This window comes from Pseudoflavonifractor sp. MCC625, assembly GCF_018784545.1.
GTDB lineage: Bacteria > Bacillota > Clostridia > Oscillospirales > Oscillospiraceae > Pseudoflavonifractor_A > Pseudoflavonifractor_A gallinarum.
The window spans coordinates 271,989-292,394 of the sequence record NZ_WQOJ01000048.1; the positions used below are offsets into that span (position 1 = coordinate 271,989).

16 protein-coding genes are annotated in these 20,406 nt (G+C 62.8%); 12 read left to right on the plus strand and 4 right to left on the minus strand.

All coding sequences use genetic code 11. The annotated features are described in order from the left end of the window. Positions 1-26: 26 nt before the first annotated feature. The 4 genes from GPK94_RS15670 to GPK94_RS15685 form a co-directional block, all read right to left on the minus strand. Positions 27-1,922, minus strand: a complete 1,896-nt coding sequence (locus GPK94_RS15670) for an ABC transporter permease (protein WP_215656239.1) — start codon at positions 1,920-1,922, stop codon at positions 27-29. Continuing rightward, a complete protein-coding gene (locus tag GPK94_RS15675; RefSeq protein ID WP_215656240.1) occupies positions 1,897-2,799 on the minus strand; it encodes an ABC transporter ATP-binding protein in 903 nt (300 codons plus the stop codon). The genes GPK94_RS15670 and GPK94_RS15675 overlap by 26 nt, the downstream gene beginning before the upstream one ends. Positions 2,800-2,823: 24 nt before the next feature. After that, complete coding sequence (locus tag GPK94_RS15680) at positions 2,824-3,186, minus strand: GntR family transcriptional regulator (RefSeq protein ID WP_101692620.1); 363 nt, start codon at positions 3,184-3,186, stop codon at positions 2,824-2,826. Positions 3,187-3,351: 165 nt separating this feature from the next. After that, the gene (locus tag GPK94_RS15685) at positions 3,352-4,041 is read right to left on the minus strand and encodes a DUF6198 family protein (RefSeq protein ID WP_193535634.1); all 690 of its coding nucleotides are present in this window, start codon (positions 4,039-4,041) and stop codon (positions 3,352-3,354) included. Positions 4,042-4,472: 431 nt separating this feature from the next. On the opposite strand from GPK94_RS15685, the gene GPK94_RS15690 reads away from it, so the two are divergent. The 12 genes from GPK94_RS15690 to GPK94_RS15745 all read left to right on the plus strand — a co-directional run bounded on the left by GPK94_RS15690 (position 4,473) and on the right by GPK94_RS15745 (position 20,356). Next, on the plus strand, positions 4,473-4,961 hold the full coding sequence (locus GPK94_RS15690; RefSeq protein ID WP_215656241.1) for an HD domain-containing protein: 489 nt from the start codon (positions 4,473-4,475) through the stop codon (positions 4,959-4,961). Positions 4,962-5,188: 227 nt separating this feature from the next. Beyond that, positions 5,189-6,388 carry a DapH/DapD/GlmU-related protein gene (locus GPK94_RS15695; protein WP_101692623.1) on the plus strand — a complete coding sequence of 400 codons (1,200 nt, stop codon included), beginning with the start codon at positions 5,189-5,191 and terminating at the stop codon, positions 6,386-6,388. A gap of 96 nt (positions 6,389-6,484) precedes the next feature. Continuing rightward, positions 6,485-7,441: a ribose-phosphate pyrophosphokinase gene (locus tag GPK94_RS15700; RefSeq protein WP_101692624.1), complete on the plus strand. Its 957-nt coding sequence runs from the start codon at positions 6,485-6,487 to the stop codon at positions 7,439-7,441. A 107-nt stretch (positions 7,442-7,548) separates the two neighbouring features. Beyond that, complete coding sequence (gene pth / locus GPK94_RS15705; protein WP_215656242.1) at positions 7,549-8,142, plus strand: aminoacyl-tRNA hydrolase; 594 nt, start codon at positions 7,549-7,551, stop codon at positions 8,140-8,142. Positions 8,143-8,220: 78 nt separating this feature from the next. Beyond that, on the plus strand, positions 8,221-9,003 hold the full coding sequence (locus GPK94_RS15710; RefSeq protein WP_215656243.1) for a hypothetical protein: 783 nt from the start codon (positions 8,221-8,223) through the stop codon (positions 9,001-9,003). A gap of 173 nt (positions 9,004-9,176) precedes the next feature. Next, positions 9,177-10,001, plus strand: a complete 825-nt coding sequence (locus GPK94_RS15715) for a VanW family protein (RefSeq protein WP_193535628.1) — start codon at positions 9,177-9,179, stop codon at positions 9,999-10,001. Then, positions 9,998-11,470, plus strand: a complete 1,473-nt coding sequence (locus tag GPK94_RS15720) for an AMP-binding protein (RefSeq protein ID WP_215656244.1) — start codon at positions 9,998-10,000, stop codon at positions 11,468-11,470. Before GPK94_RS15715 ends, GPK94_RS15720 begins: the two co-directional genes overlap by 4 nt. Continuing rightward, entirely contained in the window at positions 11,454-11,687 is a 234-nt protein-coding gene (locus GPK94_RS15725) for a phosphopantetheine-binding protein (RefSeq protein ID WP_101692629.1), read from the plus strand. The genes GPK94_RS15720 and GPK94_RS15725 overlap by 17 nt, the downstream gene beginning before the upstream one ends. 204 nt (positions 11,688-11,891) lie before the next feature. Continuing rightward, positions 11,892-15,404 carry a transcription-repair coupling factor gene (mfd, locus tag GPK94_RS15730; RefSeq protein WP_215656245.1) on the plus strand — a complete coding sequence of 1,171 codons (3,513 nt, stop codon included), beginning with the start codon at positions 11,892-11,894 and terminating at the stop codon, positions 15,402-15,404. Between the two features lie 81 nt (positions 15,405-15,485). Beyond that, a complete protein-coding gene (locus GPK94_RS15735; RefSeq protein ID WP_215656246.1) occupies positions 15,486-16,718 on the plus strand; it encodes a peptidylprolyl isomerase in 1,233 nt (410 codons plus the stop codon). Positions 16,719-16,802: 84 nt separating this feature from the next. Next, positions 16,803-17,540: a response regulator gene (locus GPK94_RS15740; RefSeq protein ID WP_215656247.1), complete on the plus strand. Its 738-nt coding sequence runs from the start codon at positions 16,803-16,805 to the stop codon at positions 17,538-17,540. Between the two features lie 143 nt (positions 17,541-17,683). Beyond that, a complete protein-coding gene (locus GPK94_RS15745) occupies positions 17,684-20,356 on the plus strand; it encodes a calcium-translocating P-type ATPase, PMCA-type (RefSeq protein ID WP_215656248.1) in 2,673 nt (890 codons plus the stop codon). Positions 20,357-20,406 lie beyond the last annotated feature (50 nt).

Below are 20,406 nucleotides of genomic sequence, written 5' to 3' on the forward strand. Positions count from 1 at the left end.
GGAGAGGTGCGGGATGCCGGAGTTTCTCAGGGTGCTGCGCTGCGGAGGATGAGTACATCCTCTGCGCCCAACTCCCGCAGGGCCTCCAGGGTATGGGTGGCCGTAGTCTGAATGGTAATGGTGAACTGATAGATGTGCCCGTCCTCCACCAGTTCCGAACGGGCCTCCGGCGAATAGAAGTGGAAGGTCAGATCGTTATAGTAGCAGTTGGCATAGCGGTCCTGATTTTCCAACAGATAGTGACGGCCCAGATTTCCCTCTTCCAGATCGGTGAGCACGGCGTCCAGAAGCAGCTGGGTGTCCGCACCGCTGGAGAAAATTTGATCGGCTCCCGTATAGGTGGAGAGGTTGACGCTGGTCAGCACATCGCCGCTGCGGTAGAGGGAGAGATACTCCTGCTGTGCCAGACCCGGAGCATTGATGAGCGCATCCAGCTTGGCGGCGGGAGAGGTGGGATCGGCCAGAAGCTCCTCGTCCACCGGGATACGGTAGCTGCGCCGCATGGTGCCGCCGTCCCGGAAGAGATAGGTGAAGGAGAAGTAGAACGAGCCGGAAGTCTCCACATCCACCATATAATCTCCCACCTGCTGGGAGACATAGGGGTGGGAAGATACACGCTCAGCCGACTCCAGCTGGGACTGATGGTCGATGATGGTCTGATGGAGCTCCACCAGACGGGCAATGTCCTCCTCCCGGCGCAGGACGGAAGGAGAGGAAGCTCCATCATAGGGGGCGAAGGAGGGAGTATCCAGGCGTACTTCCACCACCTGCTGGGCCTGGGGGACCCGGACCTCAAAGCCGATCGGGTCGACCTCCAGAGTGCTCACGCCCAGTGTGAGCAGGATCAGAAAGCAGAGGCAGCCCTTCCAGCCCTGCCGGAAGACGCGGAAGGATTTGCACAGCAGCATTTCGGCGATAAAGTAGCCCAGGGCTCCCGTGAGCAGCAGGAAGAACAGGAGAGACCACAGGATGCTGTGCGAGACCTGGGGCAGGAAGACGCTCCACAGAAAAGTGCCGATAACCACGGCAGAGCAGAAGGCCACACCGTATTTGAAGATGGGGCGCAGCCAGGAGACAGCCACCACGTCCCCGGCGGTCTCCAGATGGCGGCGGCGGTAGAGGAGCAGGGCCAGTCCGGTGAAGACCAGCCCGGCCAGCATATACACAAAGACGGGAAGCAGTCCGGTAAAGTGATAATTGGGGGAGCCGGTGCTGCCCATGCGGTCGATGTAGCAGAGTGTGGGAGTGAGCCACTCCACCCAGGGGTTGAGTTGATATGAGGTATAAAATCCGAAGAGGAAGATGCGGGCCAGCTCCCGAAAGAGAGCATCCAGGCCGAACACCAGGCCGTTGAGGATGCCGTAGAAGGCGGGCAACGCCAGAATGTGGCCGGTAAACATGGCGCAGAACACCGCAAAGGAGTAGAAGAACAGGGAGACCATACACTGGCACCAGCCCCACAGGAAGAGAGAGGTCAAATCCACCCCGTGGCCCGCATAGAACTCCGCCCCCAGGGTGAGCAGGGCCACCACCAGAATGGGCAGGACAAAAAAGCTCAGGCCCGAGAGGTAGTTGGTGAGAAAGAGCCCCTCCCGCCGGATGGGCAGGGCGTGCATGAGCCCCACCGGACGGCTGGAGTAGAGATAGGAAAAGACCGCCATGGCACACAGTACACCAAAGCCCAGTGAGAGCAGGATCCCCATGGGGATGGCGTACACCACATAACCGGTCGGGTAGTAATTATCCGGCATGGTATCATAGATGCCGCGGCTGTTGAGAATGCCCACGGTCAGAATTAAGAACCAGATCACCCCGTACAAAGACCACAGGGGCCAGAACCGGGACCAGTTTTTCCGAAAGAGCGTGATGTTGAACCAGGCGCAGGGGCGGCGCTCCTTAGAGCACGATGTCACGGACGGCATAGTCCTCACCTCCCAATTCATAGATAAAGATTTCCTCCAGCGTCAGAGGCAGGGCCTCCATCAGGATGGGGGCATAGATCGCCAGACGATTGGTCACCTCGTCGGCCGAGCCCCGGACAATCAGGGTATGAATACGCCCCACCTGGGACACATGGAGGACGGCCAGGTCCTCGGGGAGCTGGGGCAGCTCCCGCTCCTGGAAGACGATCTGCATCTTCACGATATTGTCCTGCAGATCCGCCAGGGCACGCTCCAGCAGCACCTTGCCCTGGGAGAGGATTCCCACATGGTCGCAGACGTCCTCCAGCTCCCGCAGGTTGTGGGAGGAGACCAGCACAGTGGTGCCATACTCCGCCACGTCGCCCATGAGGAGGGACCAGACCTGCCGGCGCATCACCGGGTCCAGACCGTCCACCGGCTCATCCAGCACCAGCAGGTCGGGCCGGCAGCACAGGGAGAGCCAGAAGGCCGCCTGCTTCTGCATGCCCTTGGAGAGACGGCGCACCGGGATATTTTCCTGCACCGAGGAAAAGACCTCTTTCAGGGCCTGGTAGCGCGCTTCATCGAAGCGGGGGTAGAAGCCCCGGAAAAAGCGCATCATATCCCGGGTGGAGGCGGACAGGAAGGTGTAGAGCTCATCGGGGATGGAGGCGATGTGGGCCTTGACGGCGGGGTTCTCGTAGACCGGCTCACCTGCCACCAGCACCTGACCGGAATCCTGCCGGTAAATGCCGGTGATGTGGCGCAGAATGGTGGATTTTCCCGCTCCGTTGGGGCCCACCAGGCCGTAGATGGCCCCGTCGGGCACCTCCATATTCAGACCGTTCAGGGCCCGGAATCCGTCGAAGGTCTTTACTACATTCTGGACTGAGATCATAAACAGCGGCTCCTCCTTCTCAAATTATGGCTGGGAAACAGCATGCAGGCGACGAGAGAGCTCGTCCGGGCTCAGTCCCAGAAAAATCAGTTCAGCAGCCGTCTGGTCAAACCGATTTAAAAGGGTTTCCCGGCGCCGGCCCTGGATATCCCCCCGGTCAGCCGCAAAACAGCCCTTGCCGGCCACTGGGTGGAGGTAGCCCTCCGCCGCCAGGGATTCATAGGCCCGCTGGATCGTGTTGGGGTTGATGGCCAGCGTAGTGGCCATCGCGCGGACCGAGGGGAGCTTCTCCCCAGGCTGAATGGCGCCGGACACCACCAGACGGCGCAGACTGTCCATCACCTGTTCATAAATGGGGCGCGCATCCCGGGAGTCAAGACGAATCATAATCAGACCCCTTTCCTAGAGTTGAACTGTATGAGGTGTATTAATACAGTCAGTATAGAGGAGTATATGACCGGGAACAAGGGAAAAAGTCTTAACATTTTCTGACGATTCCGGACGGGAGACAAAAAACCGCCCCGGCGGTTTCACCGGGGCGGTTCGGAACGGTCAATTCTGAGAGACGGGAGTGAGCTCCTCCTGAGAGCGGAAGAGACGGTCGGTGAGCGGGGCAAACCAGCGGGAGGACTGACCAATGAGCACAGCAGCGATAATAGTGCCTTCCCGTACGGTGGTCACGCCATGGAAAACAATCAGAGAACCAATGGTGGCCAGCACCACCAGGGTAATATCGGTCGCGGTGCGGACATTGCCCCAGGCCCGGCCGGTACGCTCGGCCACCACGCTGATGAAAGCCTCGCTGGGCTGAAGGGTGGCGTCGGCGGAGACCATCAGGGCCAGGCTCAGACCAAAGACAATGCAGCCCGCCACCAGGACCAGCAGTTTGGACACGTAGGAGGTAGGCACCACAGCGTTGCACAGCCACATGTTGACGTCGATAAAGACGCTGCAGATAAAGGTGGGAACCAGCTGCGTGAGGATCTTGACCGGGTGCCAGGTCTTAGGCGCCACGATAAACTCAGCCACAAAAAACAGGAAGTTCAGCAGAAAGGAAAAGGTACCCAGCGAAATGTTGGGGAAAATCAGATAGAAAAGGTTGGTAATACTGCTCATGGGAGAGACACCAATGGTAGCCTTGATGCTCAGCGCAATACCGGTACCCATCAGGAACATGCCGATGAAAAAGACGATCCAGCGTTTGACCACTTGATCTTTGGTTGCAGCGGAGGGAGTAGACATAGGAAATCCACCATCTTTTCTTTTGAATTTTATGAGCCGGCAAGCCGCTGTTTTGCCAAAACTCATATAGTGATATGAGGAGTTTACGGCAAGGTTGTGCAGTTTGTCAAGAAAAATTTTATTGAACAGTCAATAAATGTATTCAATACAAAGACAATCTGAAATAAACAGTCTTCATATAAAAGACAATGTGGGAAAAATTTGTAGAATTAGAACAAAAATAAAAACATAAAACTGTAAAAAAGTGAAATATATGTCGTGCACATGAAAAAGAGCGGGAAAGGGGCCAGTTCGGACAGGAAAGAAAATACTGGCAATTGCCCAAAACGACATGACAAACCGGTGGAAAGCTACTATAATAAATACGGAGGGGCCCGGATCTCAGGGCCCCGGACCCAAGTGGGTCCAATGACTGCGAAGGGGTGATTCCCATGGTTTTGTTCGATGAGACGCATTGGTATCGGTTCCTGGAATGCGTGGCCGACCTGATTGAGAGCCGTGAGGTGCTCTCCATGCGGGAGATCCCCCACCACCCGGGCTGCAACTGCTACGAGCACTCGGTATTCGTAGCCTATATTGCCTTCCGCCTGGCCCGGCGCTGGGGACTGGACTTCCGCACGGCGGCTCGCTGCGGCCTGCTCCACGACCTGTACCTGTACAACGCCCGGGAACCCGGGACCCATCCGGGCAACCAGTGCTTTGACCACCCGGTGGCCGCGGCACGGAATGCCCGCATGCTGTGCGGTGAGCTCTCGCCCAAAGAAGAGAATATCATTCTGTCCCATATGTGGCCCCTGGCCAAACGCCGGCCCCGCAGCCGGGAGGCGGCGGTTGTGAACCTGGCGGATAAGTTCTGTGCCACATTGGAGGTCTCCCAGCTCTGGCGCGTCATGGGGATGCGCCGTCTGGTCATGGCATAACCGGGGCAGAACCGGAAGGAGGATCCCCGGGGGTCCTCCTTTTTTACGCTTTCCGGGCAACCCGCTGTGTAAAGAGGCGGTAAAGTTGTTGAGAAGCCGGGGGAAAACCCATTTGGAATTGTGCATTTGTCTGATATGGCATCGGGAGACGGATTTTCCCAAAAATATGGGTGCATTTCCACGGCCGCTTTGATATAATCGAAAGAAGAGAAGGAGTGTGACCGCGTATGACGGAAAAGGCGGGTGCAATCGTATTCCTGCCGCGGGAGGGGAACCGGCCGTCCCTGCTGCTGGAGCCGCTGCTCTTTGACCCTGCGGCTCTTTGGCTGGAGCAGGCTCTGGAGCGCGCTGGAGCAGAGGAGTTTCTGGTGGTATGCCATCAGGACGACCAGGCCCAGGCTGAGACCTGTTTCCCGGAGGGAACGGTGTTCATCACCACCGGGACCGACGGGGCCAGAGAGCGTCTGCTGACCTTCCTGGAGGGACATGACCGGGTGGTGGCGGTGACCCGGCCTGTTTTTATGCCCGCCTATGCCGTCAGCCGCGTCCGGGATGGACTGGCTGAGCTGCCGCCCCAGGAGAAAAACGCCATGCTCAGCCGGGGGATCCACCCGGAGGGACACGGTGTGTTTGAGTTTACTCCCGCCGGCCGGGCTGCGCTGGCCGAGGGCGGCGATATTCTGGAGGTCCTGACCGTCCACTGCCGTCCCTATGAGAGCTGCTTCCTCCCCCTGGAGGAGAAAAATCTGGAGGACCTCCAGACCGTGGCCCGGGAGGACAGCGTCAGCCGTGCCCGGGAAGCGGGGGTCCGCTTCCTGGATCCCGCCCAGGCCTATATCGGGCCTCAGGTCACACTGGGCCGGGGAACGGTGGTGCTGCCCGGGGTCATCCTGCGGGGACGGACCGTGATCGGTCCGGAGTGCGAACTGGGCCCCAACACCATGATCCGGGACTGCGTGATCGGCCGGGGCGTGACGGTCAATGCCTCTCAGCTCAATGAGAGCACGGTGGAGGAGGGGACCAAGGTGGGACCCTTTGCCTATATCCGTCCGGGCTGCCATGTGGGCCGGGAGGTCAAGGTGGGCGACTTTGTGGAGCTGAAAAACTCCACCATCGGCGACGGCACCAAGATCTCGCACCTGACCTATGTGGGCGACTCCGACGTGGGCGGCCATGTAAACTTCGGCTGCGGTACAGTCACCGTCAACTATGACGGCACCAGCAAATTCCGCACCACCATCGGCGACAACGCCTTCATCGGCTGCAACACCAATCTGGTGGCCCCGGTAAAGATCGGGGACGGCGCCTATACCGCTGCCGGCTCTACCATCACCGACGATGTGCCGGCGGACTCTCTGGCCATTGCCCGGAGCATCCAGGTGGTCAAGAAGCAGTGGGCGGCCCGCCGGCGCAACCGCAGAAAATAAGCCATCCCCCGGGCAGAACCCGGATAAGATGCAGATAGAGAAGTGACTTGAGCGGCAGGGTTTGGCCGCAAAACATATGAGAGGATGTATGTAGAAATGATTGCACACGGTAAGGACATTAAGATCTTTTGCGGAAGCTCCAACCAGGCGCTGGCCCTGGACATCTGCAAGAAGATCGGCACCTCCCTGGGTGAGGCCGAGGTGGGCACCTTCTCCGACGGCGAGAAGTATGTGTCCATCTACGAGACGGTGCGTGGCTCTGACGTCTTTGTGATCCAGTCCACCTGCAGCCCCGTCAACGACAACCTGATGGAACTGCTCATCATGATCGACGCCATGAAGCGCGCCTCCGCCGGCCGTATCACCGCGGTCATCCCCTACTTCGGCTATGCCCGTCAGGACCGCAAGACCAAGCCCCGCGATCCCATCTCCGCCAAGCTGGTGGCCAACCTCATCACCCGCGCCGGCGCTGACCGGGTCCTCACCATGGACCTGCACGCCAATCAGATCCAGGGCTTCTTCGACATCCCCGTGGACAATCTGATGGGCTCTCCCGTGTTCGTCAACCACTTCCTGGAGAAGTACAAGGACTGCCACGACGAGGTGATGGTGGTCTCCCCCGACGTGGGCTCCGTGGCCCGCGCCCGCGCCTTTGCCCAGAAGCTGGATATGCCTCTGGCCATCGTGGATAAGCGCCGCCAGAAGGCCAACTCCTCCGAGGTCATGAACATCATCGGCGATGTGCGCGGCAAGCGCGTCATCCTGCTGGACGACATGGTGGACACCGGCGGGTCCCTCTGCCACGCCGCCCAGGCTCTGGTGGAGATCGGCGGAGCCAAGTCGGTCACCGCCTGCGCCTCCCACGGCGTCCTCTCCGGTCCTGCGGTGGAGCGCATCCGCAACAGCGCCCTGGACGAGGTCCTCTTCCTCAACACCATCCCCGCCAAGGCGGAGACCTGCGACAAGATCAAGTATCTGTCCGTGGCCCCCATGTTCGCCGAGGCCATTGAGCGCATCTACGAGGAGATCTCGGTCTCCAAGCTGTTCCTGTAAGCATCCTCTCCCGCCTGCGGGCGGGTGCGGGGCGCCCCTGCCGGGCCATTTTGCCCGGCGGGGACGCCCCCTTTTCTGCAATGCTGTAATCCTGTGAGGTGGTATCCATGTTTTTCGGAAGGACATCGGGCGGCGTATCCTGGCTGGTAGTGGGCCTTGGCAACATCGGTGAGAAGTACGACAACACCCGGCACAATGTGGGCTTTGAGGTAGCCGATGAGCTGGCGGAGCGGGGACGGGTACCCATCCAGAAGCTCAAGTACCGCGCCCTCACCAACACCCTGGAGATCGGGGGAGAAAAGGTCTTGCTGATGAAGCCGGTGACCTATATGAACCTCTCCGGTGAGGCGGTGGGGGAGGCGGCCCGTTTTTTCAAGGTGCCCGCCGACCATGTGCTGGTCATCTCGGACGATGTGTCCCTGCCGGTGGGAAAGCTGCGGGTGCGCCGCGGCGGTTCGGCCGGAGGGCATAACGGCCTGAAAAACATCATCCAGCACCTGAGCAGCGACCAGTTCCCCCGGATCAAGGTGGGCGTGGGGGAGAAGCCCCATCCCGACTACGACATGGCCGACTGGGTGCTGGGAAAATTCCAGGGGGAGGACCGCAAGACCATGGACGTGGCCGTCAAACGGGCGGCCGACGCGGTGGAGTGCTTCCTCCGGGAGGGGCCGGACAAGACCATGAGCCGCTTCAACGGGTAAGTCTGCCATCTTTCGTATTTTGTAAGAAAATCGTTCATTCTTCTCAAAAGCCGTCTGCTATTCTGTGTGAGAGAACACATGGAATGGGAGGCGGCTTTTATCAGACGCTGGATATTGGAACGGGCCCGGGTGGGCGCCTGGATCTGGATGGGCCTGGGGCTGCTGGGCCTGGCAGCGGCGGAAATGCTGTACGACGGGTGGCAGCTCCCGCTGCTGCTGTTTTGGGTATGGGTCATAGGCTATATGGATGTGATCTCCATTCTGACGATAAAAGAACTGCGCCACCAGATGGCCCGGCTGGATCAGACCTGTGATCCGGCACCGCTGTTGGCGTGGTGCCGCTCCGTCCTGCGGCAGAACCCGGGCAGTACCCGCTATCGGGTCTATGAGGGGTTTTGCCTGCTTCTGCTGGGGCGGGAGGTGGAGGCCCTGTCGACCCTGGAACAGGTGGAGGGGCGGCGGAAGCTCTGGCGGCAGCCGGACAGCTTCCTGCTCTATGTGGCCTGCCGCAGTGATCTGTCCGACCCCGGGACGGCGGGACAGTGGCTGGAGCAGGGCCGCCGGGCGGCCCGCCGGAAATGGCTGGGGCGCAAGACCCTTGAGAAGGCCCTGAAGGAACAGGAACTCTGCCTCGCCCTGCGGCAGGGACAGACCGAGGGACTGGAGGGGGCCATGAAGGCCTGCCTGGAGAAGGCGTCTTCCCTGCGTCTGCGGGTGGCCTGGCACTATGAATTGGGGCAGCTCTTCCGGGCGCTGGGCCGGCCGGAAGAGGCGGCGGAGCATCTGCGCTTCGTGGCCCAGTATGGAAACCGTCTGGCGATACGCAGCCGGGCGGAGGAGCTGCTGGAGCCGGGGCGCTGAGGCAGACCGTTCTTCCAATCCATATCGGAGCAAATGGGCGCCGCGGGAGAGAGCACTCCCGCGGCGCTGTACGCATGGGCAATTTTGTTACCAAACTGTGGGGACTTTTCGGCACGTATGGGATACAATCCAGAGAGACGGACCTGGAACGGCCCGGGAGAGGGATGGAAGGCATGGGACAGAGGAAATTGTTTTGCCAGTGGGGGCCGGTCTGCTACCGGATCTCGCTGAAAAAGGAAGCGCTGCGGCGGAGGCTGTGGGACTGGCGGGAGCGCACTGCCTTTGCCCGAACCAGACAGGTGGAATCGCTTCCGGTGGTGGTGAAGGGACACCGCTCTCCCATCCTGCGCCCGCTGCACGGGGTGGATATGGCCCTTCAGGAGAACAAGCGGCAGAATCTGGCCCTGGCGGCCCCCTGTGTGGACGGCATCTGTGTGGAGCCGGGGCAGGTCTTTTCCTTCTGGGCACTGGTGGGGCCGCCCACCGCCCGGCGGGGATACCGGGAGGGCCTGACCATCGGCGGGGGGCGGTTCTACACCGGTGTGGGCGGGGGACTATGCCAGCTGGCCAACCTGATCCACTATCTGGTGCTCAACAGCCCTCTCACCGTGCGGGAGCTCCACCACCACTCGGACGCCCTCTTCCCGGACGCCCAGCGGCGGGTACCCTTTGGCACGGGCACGTCCATTTTCTATCCCCATGTGGATTACCGCTTCCGGAATGACACGGACCAGACCGTACAGCTGCGGGTGTGGCTGGAGGGGGACGACCTGTGCGGCGAACTGCGGGCCGGGCATCCCTTCCTGCGGCGCTACCGCCTGCGGGAGGAAGGCGCGGGCTATGTCCGGGAGGGGGAGGACTGGTTCCGGGTGAGCCAGGTCTACCGGGAGGTGCTGGACCGCGCCACCGGTGAAGTGGTGGGCCGGGAGCTGGTGCTGGACAACCACTCCCGGGTGATGTATGATCCCGCCCTTATCCCCCAGGAGGAGAAGGTATGAGACTGCTGGAGCGGCTGCGGGAGAACTGCGGCAGACTGGGGGAGCGCCCCGCCTTCTGCAGCGGCGGGGAGGCGATGAGCTGGGCGGTTCTGGGGGCAAAGGTGCGGGCAACCGTGGCTATGCTGGCCCGTGGCCGGGGACCGGTGGTGGTCTACGGACACAAGGAGCCGTGGATGCCCGCGTGCTTTCTCGCCTGTCTGCTGGCGGGGCGGCCCTATCTCCCGGCGGACCGGAGCTGGCCCCACGAGCGGGTGCGCCAGGCGGGGGAGCTGGCAGGGGCCACGCTGCTGCTGGCGGTGGAACCGATGGAATTGCCCGGACTGGAGATCTGGGACCGGGGGTCGCTGGAGGCCCTCCCCGACCCTGGGACATGGTGCGAACGTATGGCCGGTCCGGCGGAGATTGCCTATATTATCTTCACCTCGGGGAGTACGGGAGTGCCCAAGGGAGTCCCCATTTCCCGGGGAAGTTTAGACCATTTTTTGGCCTGGGCTCTCTCCCTGCCGGGGATCGCCGCTTGTGCCGGGCGAGGAGTGCTCAATCAGGCGGGCTATGCCTTTGACCTGTCGGTGGCCGACCTCTATCTGGCGGTGATGACAGGGGGGACCCACACCGCCCTGACCGGAGAGGAGCAGAGCGACTTTTCCACAATGTTTGCTCGGATGTGGAAAAGCGGAGCGGGACTGCTGGTGGCCACACCCACCTTCCTGCGGCTTTGCCTCACGGATGCGTCCTTCTGCTGCGTACAGATGGGAAATTTGGGCGGGGTGCTCTCCTGCGGAGAAGTTCTTCGGTCGCGGACAGCGGAAAAATTGCTCCGGCGCTTCCCAAAACTGCTCCTCTACAACGCCTACGGCCCTACGGAGGGAACCTGCGCAGTCTCTGCTGCCCGCATCCATCCCGAGGACTGCGGGAGTGAGCTTCCCATCGGAGAGATGGCGCGGTGCGGCGCGGATATCTCCATAGAGATAGGGGGAGTGCCCTGTCCGGAGGGGACGATGGGGGAGATCGTGCTGCGGGGCACGCAGCTCTCGCCGGGTTATCTGAATGGGATACCGGGCGGGTTCCGGGATACCCTCACCGGGCGGGCCTACGGCACGGGAGACCTGGGGGTAATTTGCGCCGGAAAGCTCTGGTACCGGGGACGGATGGATGAACAGATCAAATACCGGGGCTACCGGGTGGAACCGGGGGAGATCGAGGCGGCGCTGGAGACCCTGAGCGGCATCGAGCGGGCGGCGGTGCTCCCCCGGCTGGGCCGGGATGGGGGCGTACAGGGCCTGGTGGCCTTTGTGGAGAGCCCCCAATTACCTGACTGGAGCGGGGTGAAGGAGGCACTGTCCCAGCGCCTCCCGCCCTGGATGTGCCCGGGGCAGTATGAGTGGGTGGAACATATGCCCCTTACCCCCAACGGAAAATGCGACCGGAATACCTTAAAGGAGTGGGTGCAAGATGGTAAGCCTGGATGAGATCCGGGACCTGCTGGTGGAGGCCTGTGGAAGTCCGGAGGCGGGGGAGCCGGGGGTGGACCTGCTGGAGCGGGGACTTCTGGACTCCCTGGCCCTCATCACCCTGCTGGAGGGCCTGGAGGACCGGGGAATCGAGCTGATCCCCACCCAGCTTCCCAAGGAGACCTTCCGCACGGCGGAGTCCATCCTGCAGGCGGCCCGGACGGCCGAAATGTGACATAGAAAAAAGGTCTGCCCCCTTCTCAAAACCGTCTGAGTTTTTGAGAAGGGGGCGTTTTTGTGCCGGAAACCGCCTGATTTCCCTTGACGGCCACCCCGAACAGGGACTATACTGTCCACACGTACACCCCCCTCCCGGATGGGAACGGGGGCTTTCGGCACGTCTATAACTTCCATATTTTTCTAGAAAGGAGGGTACAGCATGCAGCTGCTGACCCAGGTCCTGCGGGAGCTGCCGGAGGTGCGCAAGCTCCTGGCGGCCATCGAGGAGGGGGGCTGCCCCGCGGCCTTCTCCGGCCTCTCCCCGGTGCTGCGGGCCTATATTGCCGCCGCCGTCCGGCGGGAGACCGGCCGGAGCGTGGTACTGCTCTGCGCCGACGAGACCGAGGGGGAGCGCCTCAGCCGGGACCTGAGGGCCCTGACCGGGGAGGAGGTGCGCCTGGTAGCGGCCCGGGAGTTTACCTTCCACCACGCCGCGGTGGTCTCCCGGCAATATGAGCACCGGCGCCTGGCCGCCTTCCACGCCCTGCTGGAGGGGAAGAGTCCCCTCACCGTGGTGACGGTGGAGGCCCTTCTCCAGCGCACCCTGCCCCCGGAGGCCCTGAGACGGGCCAGCCGCACCATCCGCCTGGGGGAGAGCTATGACCTCAACGAGCTGGCCGAGGCCCTCTCCGCTGCGGGCTATACCCGGGGACAGCAGGTGGAGGGCGTGGGCCAGTTTGCCCTGCGGGGCGGCATTCTGGACTTCTTCTCTCCGGCCCAGGAGCGGCCGGTCCGGGTGGAGTTCTTCGGCGACGAGGCCGACTCCATGGGTTATTTTGACGTCAACACCCAGCGCCGCACGGAAAACTGTGAGGAGGCCTGCTTCCTCCCGGCGGCCGAGGTGTTGCCCCAGCTTTCCCCCGGCGGGGCGGAGGGACTGAAGGAGCGCCTGACCGGGCTGCTCTCCCAGGTCCGCCGCCGGAAGGGGGACCAGGCCGCTCTCCTTCAGAATCTGGAGGAGGATCTGGAGCGGCTGGCCCAGGAGACCTCCTTCCCGGCCCTGGACCGGTATCTGGCCCTGGTCTATCCGGAGATGGCCACCGCCGCCGACTACCTGCCCGAGGACGCGGTGGTGCTCTTCAGCGAGAGCCCCCGGGTGGTCGAGCGGGGGAAAAACTACCTCTGGCAGATGGGGGAGGACACAAACGCCTTGCTGGAAAACGGCACCCTGGCCGGGGAGTGCGCCCGCTTTACCCGCACCCTGGAGGAGCTCTATGCCCGCCTGTCCGACTGGCCAGTGGCCTATCTGGACTCCTTCGCCACGGGGCAGTACCCCATGAAGCCCCGCACCCTCCTGAACCTGCTGGCCAAGCAGCTCCCCTCCTACGGGACCAGCCTGGAGACGGCGGTCTCCGACCTCTCCCACTATCTGGATGAGGGATACCGGGCGGTGGTGCTGGTCTCCAGCCAGCAGCGGGCCGACAACCTCCAGGCCCTCCTGCGGGAGCAGGGGCTCCGGCCTGCGGTGGACTATGCCCTCCACGCTCTGCCCGAGTCGGGAAAGGCCACCATCGCCGTGGGCGGATTGTCGGCGGGCCTGGAATTCCCGGAGGCCCGCTTTGCCATCCTCACCGAGGGGAGCGCGGCCCCCGTCAAGAAGGCCCGGGCCAAGGCAGTCACCAATCGGGCCAAGCTCAGTTCCTATGCCGATCTCTCTCCCGGCGACCTGGTGGTCCACGAACACCACGGGGTGGGCCGCTATCAGGAGATGGTCAAGATGCAGGTGGACGGAGTGGAGAAGGACTACATCAAGATCGCCTATGCCGGGGCCGATGTACTCTATGTTCCCGCCACCCAGCTGGACCTGGTGAGCAAATACATTGGAGGCGGCGAGGACGCCCAGGAGAAGAAAAAACTCTCCAAGCTGGGAGGGACCGACTGGGAAAAGGCCAAGACCCGGGCGAAAAAAGCCGTCAAGGACCTGGCCAAGGGCCTCATCCAGCTCTATGCTGAGCGGCAGCGCCAGCCGGGCTATGCCTTTTCTCCCGACTCCGAGTGGATGCGGGAGTTTGAGGAGCAGTTTGAGTACGCCGAGACCGACGACCAGCTCCGCTGCATCGAGGAGATCAAGCGGGACATGGAGACGGCCCGGCCCATGGACCGTCTGCTCTGCGGCGATGTAGGCTACGGCAAGACGGAGGTGGCCTTCCGGGCCATCATGAAATGTGTGCTGGACGGCAAGCAGGCGGCCATCCTGGTGCCCACTACTGTTCTGGCCCGACAGCACTTCCTCTCCGCCAAGCAGCGCTTTGCCCGGTATCCGGTGGACATCGACGTGGTCTCCCGCTTCCGCACCAGCGCCCAGATGAAGGAGACATTGCGCCGGGTGGAACAGGGGGGCGTGGACCTGCTCATCGGGACCCACCGGCTCTTTCAGAAGGATGTGAAGTTCAAGGACCTGGGGCTCCTGGTCATCGACGAGGAGCAGCGCTTCGGCGTGGCCCACAAGGAGCGGCTTAAGGAGATCTCCAAGCAGGTGGATGTGCTCACCCTGTCGGCCACGCCCATTCCCCGGACCCTCAATATGGCCCTCTCGGGCATCCGGGATATGTCCACCCTGGAACAGCCCCCTATGGACCGGCAGCCGGTACAGACCTATGTGCTGGAGCACGACTGGGGAGTCCTGGCCGATGCCATGCGCCGGGAGCTGGAGCGGGGCGGCCAGATCTACTATCTCCACAACCGGGTGGAGACCATCACCCGCACGGCCGCCCGCATCAAGGAGATGCTGGGAGGCGAGGTGTCCGTGGGGGTGGCCCACGGCAAGATGTCCCAGGAGGAGCTCAACGACGTCATGAAGCGCATGAGCGACGGCGAGGTAGATATCCTGGTGTGCACCACCATCATTGAGACCGGCATCGATATCGCCAACGCCAACACCCTCATCATTGAGGACGCCGACCACATGGGCCTGGCCCAGCTCCACCAGATCCGCGGCCGGGTGGGCCGCTCCAGCCGCCGGGCCTATGCCTATCTGACCTTCCGGAAGGGAAAGGTCCTCAGCGAGGTGGCCTCCAAACGGCTGGGCGCCATCCGGGAGTTTGCGGAGTTCGGCTCGGGCTTCAAGATCGCCATGCGGGATTTGGAGATCCGGGGCGCGGGCAACGTGCTGGGCCCCGAGCAGAGCGGCTTCATGCTCAGCGTAGGCTACGACCTCTACCTCAAGCTTTTGGAGGAGGCGGTGCTGGAGGAGCGGGGAGAGCCCGTGCCCCGCAACACCGAGTGCTCCGCCGACCTCACGGTGGCGGCCTCCATCCCCGACCGGTATGTGCCCAGTCCCGAGCAGCGGATGGACCTCTACCGGCGCATTGCCGCCATCCGCAGCGAGGAGGACGCCGACGATCTGACCGACGAGCTCATCGACCGCTACGGCGATCCCCCGCGGACGGTGAACAACCTTATCGCCGCGGCCCTCATGCGTGCCGACGCCGCCCGAAACGGCATTTTGGAGATCAATCAGAAGGGGACCAACCTCCATTTTTACCTCAGCGACTTCCAACTGGAGCGGATCTCCACTCTCTGCGCCGAGCGGAAATACCAGGGGCGGCTGGTGGTGGTGCCCGGGGAGCGGCCCTGCATCGCCCTGCGCCTGAAAAAGGGAGAGGACGCCCTCAAGTGGAGCCGAAAGCTGGTGGAGGACTACTCCGCCACCGCCCCTGCCGTGGCGGAGTGACGGAGCGGGCGTGCCCTTTTCCGGTTGTGCTCGACGGACATCGGTGGTATAGTGTAACAAGCAAATAAAAGGAGGATATCCATGGATCGAATGAAACGAGGGCTGGGCGTGTTCCTGGCCGGCGCGGTGCTGACCGGCGCCCTTGCTGGCTGTGAGAGCAAGCCTGCGGCCGATGATGTGACTTACCAGCTGACCGGGATCGCGCGGGACGCTGTTTTGCTCAAGGTGGATGGCCAGCCGGTGACGGCGGAGGAGTACTTCTTCCAACTGGGACAGGACATCGGCTATATGGAGCAGCTGGGGGCCCTCTCCGGAGAGGATGCCTGGGAACAGGAGATCAGCGATGGAAAGACCCTCTCCCAGTATGTGAAGGAAGATGCCCTACAGCTGGTGAAATACTACTCGGTCATCGAGAGCAAGGCCAAGGAGTACGGCGTCACGGTCACGGACGAGCAGAAGAGCGAGCTGGACACCCAGTTTGAGCAGCTGGAGGAGAGCTTGAAGGAACAGGGCGGCACCCTCCAGATGGCAGTGGACGCCCAGGGTATCTCCCAGGAGGGCTTCCGCAGCTTTATGGAGCAGAGCAGCTATCTGGTCCAGAATCTCTATGAGAAGCTGAGTGAGGAGGGCGGCCCCCTGGTCCCCACCGACGAGGACATGGATGCCTATCTGGAAGAGGAGGGGATCTACCGGGTCAAGCACATTCTCCTCTCCACCCGGCATGAGAACGAGGACGGCACCTACACCGCCTTTTCTGAGGCCGAAGAGGCCCAGGTGAAGGCCGAGGCCGACGCCCTGACGGCCGAGATCCGGGCTGCGTCCGATCCCCAGGCCCTCTTTGACGAGAAGATGAACGCCCGCAGCGACGACGGACGGGATGCCGACGGCAACCTCTACTCTCCTGACGGGTACACCGCTACGCCCGGCCAGATGGTACAGGAGTTTGAGACGGCTGCCCTGGCGCTGGACGTGGGAGAGATCAGCGATCCGGTCAAGAGCGAGTTCGGCTACCACATCATCCTGCGGTTGGATGCCGATACCGACGAGACCCGGGCCTCCTATCCCCAGTACCGCTTCAGCCAGCTGACGGAGGAGTGGATGCAGGATGTCCAGGTGGAACTGACCGACGCCTATGAGAGCATCGATCCCAAGGATTACTACACAAAGCTGACCGCCCATGCGCAGGAAATCCAGGCCCAGGTAGAGGCCAACCAGCAGGCCACCGCCAGCCCCGCGCCCACCGGAAGTGCCGCGCCGGAGCCCACGGCCAGCCCTGCAGCCAGTCCTGCGCCCAGCGCGTCGGCCCAGCCCTAAGCAGGGGGAGACCGAACCGCCCGCCGCCGGCCGAGCGCGACGGCGTCCCCCTGGGGAGCCGGAGGAGGAACAGGAGGAGAGACCATGGAGACGCGGGTGCGCACGCTGGTGGTGGAAGATGATCGCGCCACCCGCATGCTGCTGGAGGACTGGGTGAGGACCCGGCCCGAACTGGAGCTGTGTCCCTGGTCTGCCGCCGACGGGGAGGAAGGGATGCGCCTGATCCGGGACTGGCAGCCGCAGCTGGTGCTGCTGGATCTCATCATGCCCCAGTGCAGCGGGATCTCCCTTCTGCGGGAACTGGAGCGGGACCCGCCTCCGGTACGGCCCCGCATCCTGGTCCTCTCCAAGGTGGGCAGTGAGCTCATTGTGGACCAGGTATTGTCCATGGGGGTGGACTTTTATCTGCGGAAACCAGTCAATTTGAGTGAGCTGGGGAACCTGGTGGATCTTTTGATCTGCCGCATTCCCCAGCAGGAGCTCGTTCTCCGGGGCCAGGCCTGGGAGATCCTCGCGGAAATGGGGGCGCAGAGTGAGTGGAAGGGCAGTCTCTGCGCCGCGCTGGCGGCCGAATGTCTGGCCGGTCATATTGGAGAGCGGCTCATGAAGGAGCTCTACTATGCGGCCATCCGGGAGAGCGGAGGCACCTATCAGAGCGTGGACAAAAATATCCGCGATCTGGTACACCAGCTCCACCAGAAGGGAGCGGCTTCCTATCAGCGCATCGTGAGGAGCGATACCCGCCCCTCCAACCGGGCCTTTCTCCAGGCGGTGGCCCGGGAGATCGAGCGCCGGACCGGCTTGAAATCATCTGAATCCTGACTCCGCGGGAGAGATCTTACATCTCTCCCGCGGAGTTTTTTTGCCTTGCGCCAGGATTCCCTTGCAATCGGACTTACGTCCCGGGTATGGTTATAGTCCAGAGTGCTGGAAAAAAGTGGACGTGCAAAGGAGCGGAGGAAATCATGAGCGGATGGCACAGTCAAAGTGTCCGGGAGGTCCTGGACGGCCTGGGAACCGATGGACAGAAGGGGTTGACCCGGCAGGAGGCGGCACAGCGGCTGGAGCGGTACGGCCCCAATACCCTGGAGCAGGGAAAGCGACGGAGCATGGCCCTGCGCCTGCTGGACCAGCTCCGGGACCCCATGATCCTGGTGCTGCTGGGTGCGGCCGGGCTCTCCCTTTTGGTGAGCGGCGGAGAGGACTGGCTGGATGCCGCCATTATTTTGCTGATCGTGGTGGTAAACGCCGCCATCTCGATTTCTCAGGAGGACGGAGCGCAGCGTGCCCTGGAGGCCCTGCGCCGGATGTCGGCCCCCAAGGCCAAGGTAATCCGGGAGGGCACGGTGGTGCTGGTCCCGGCGGAGGAGCTGGTCCCGGGGGATCTGGTGGTGCTGGAGGCCGGGGATCTGGTCCCGGCGGACGGGCGTATCCTGGAGAGCACGGCCCTGCGCTGTGACGAGAGCGCCATGACAGGGGAGTCGGTCCCGGTCTCCAAAGGCGCCGGGGAGGTGCTGGGGGAGGATACCCCTCTGGCCGACCGGAGCAACATGGTGGTGGGGGCCACGGTGGTAACGGCGGGACATGCCCTGTGCGCCGTGACCGCCACCGGGATGAACAGTGAGGTGGGCCACATCGCGGGGATGCTGCTTCTCCAGGAGCAGGGGGAGACCCCGTTGCAGAAAAAAATGGCCGAGGTCTCGGGGACCCTCTCCTTTGTGTGCCTTTGTGTGTGCGGCGTCATGTTTGGGGTGGGTCTCCTCTTTCACAAGCCGGTCTTTGAGATGTTTATGACGGCGGTCTCCCTGGCCGTGGCCGCCATTCCGGAGGGGTTGCCCGCCATTGTGACTATTGTTCTGGCCATGGGCGTGCAGCGGATGGTGAACCGCCATGCCATCGTCAAGCGTCTGCCGGCAGTGGAGACCCTGGGGTGCGCCGGGGTCATCTGCTCCGACAAGACGGGCACCCTGACCCAGAATCGGATGAAAGTGGTGGATCTGTGGACCTTACGCCCGGGGCAGCGAAAGCTGGCGCTGGAGATCGGGGCGCTGTGCAGCGACGTCCACGTGGAGCGCGGCAGCCGGGGGGAGGCGGTATATACCGGAGACCCCACAGAGATCGCCCTGGTGGAGCTGGCCCTGGGGGAGGGCGTGGACAAAAATGTGTGGGAAGAGACCCGGCCGCGCCGGGGGGAGGTCCCCTTTGACTCGGAGCGGAAGCTGATGAGTACCGTGCATGCCCGGCCGGAGGGGGGCTTCCGGGTACTGGTGAAGGGCGCACCCGATGTACTGCTGCGGCGGTGCAAGATCGGGGGCGAGGAGAAGCAGCGCATCCTCTCGGCCAACGAGGGGATGGCCCGGCGGGCCCTGCGGGTGCTGGGACTGGCCTACCGGGACCTGGAACTGATGCCTCGGGAGTGCTCCAGCGCGGTGTTGGAACAGGGATTGACCTTTGTGGGGCTGGCGGGGATGATGGACCCGCCCCGGGCCGAGGTGAAAGAGGCAGTGGGCCGCTGCTACCGCGCGGGCATCCGGCCGGTCATGATCACCGGGGACCACAAGCTCACCGCCGTGGCGGTGGCCAAAGAGCTGGACATCTTCCAGCCGGGGGACCTGGCCCTGACGGGAGAGGACCTGGATTTCATGCCCCAGGAGATGCTGGAATCCGATGTGGAGCAGTTTTCGGTCTTTGCCCGGGTCTCCCCGGAGCACAAAATGCGTATCGTCAAGGCCTGGCAGAAGCGGGGGAAGGTGGTGGCCATGACCGGGGACGGCGTCAACGACGCCCCGGCCCTCAAGGCGGCTGACATCGGCTGTGCCATGGGAGTGACCGGGACCGACGTGGCCAAGGGCGCGGCGGACATGATCCTCACGGACGACAACTTTGCCACCATTGTGGCGGCGGTGGAAGAGGGACGAGGGATCTATGCCAACATCAAGAAGGCCATCCACTACCTGCTCTCCTGCAACATTGGAGAGATCCTGACCATTTTTCTGGCCACTCTCTTTCAGTTCCGGCAGATGCCCCTGCTGCCGGTGCAGCTCCTGTGGCTCAATCTGGTGACCGACGCCCTGCCCGCTCTGGCGCTGGGGGTAGAGCCGGTGGAGGAGGGGATGATGGACCGCAAGCCCCGGGATGCCCATGCCTCCCTCTTTGACCGGGCCTTTTCCTTCAGCCTGGCCTGGCAGGGGGCCATGGTGGGATTGCTCACCCTGACAGCCTATTTCCTGGGGGAGTATGTGCTCTCCGACCCGCTGACGGCGTCGGCCACCGCCAATACCATGGCCTTCGCCACGCTGACCTTCTGCCAGCTCTTCCATGCCTTTGATGTACGCAGTGAGACCGAATCCCTGTTTCACATCGGCCTGTTCTCCAATCCCTCCATGAATAAGGCCTTTCTGGTGGGGGCGCTGATGCAGCTGGCGGTATTGTGTATGCCGCCCCTTCAGATGATTTTCAAGACCGTGCCCCTGGGGGCGACGGAGTGGGCTGCGGTCCTGGCCCTGGCCCTGACCCCTCTGGTGGTATGCGAGCTGACCAAGGCCCTGCGGCGGCACAAGCGCAGGGGCAGCGCAAAGGAAAGAACTGCGGCTTCTCAAAAAAGTAGAGAAACCGTTTCGGCGGGAAAACACCGATAAAAAATAAGACAAAATCAGCCCGCAGCAGAGGAGTATCTTCTGCTGCGGGC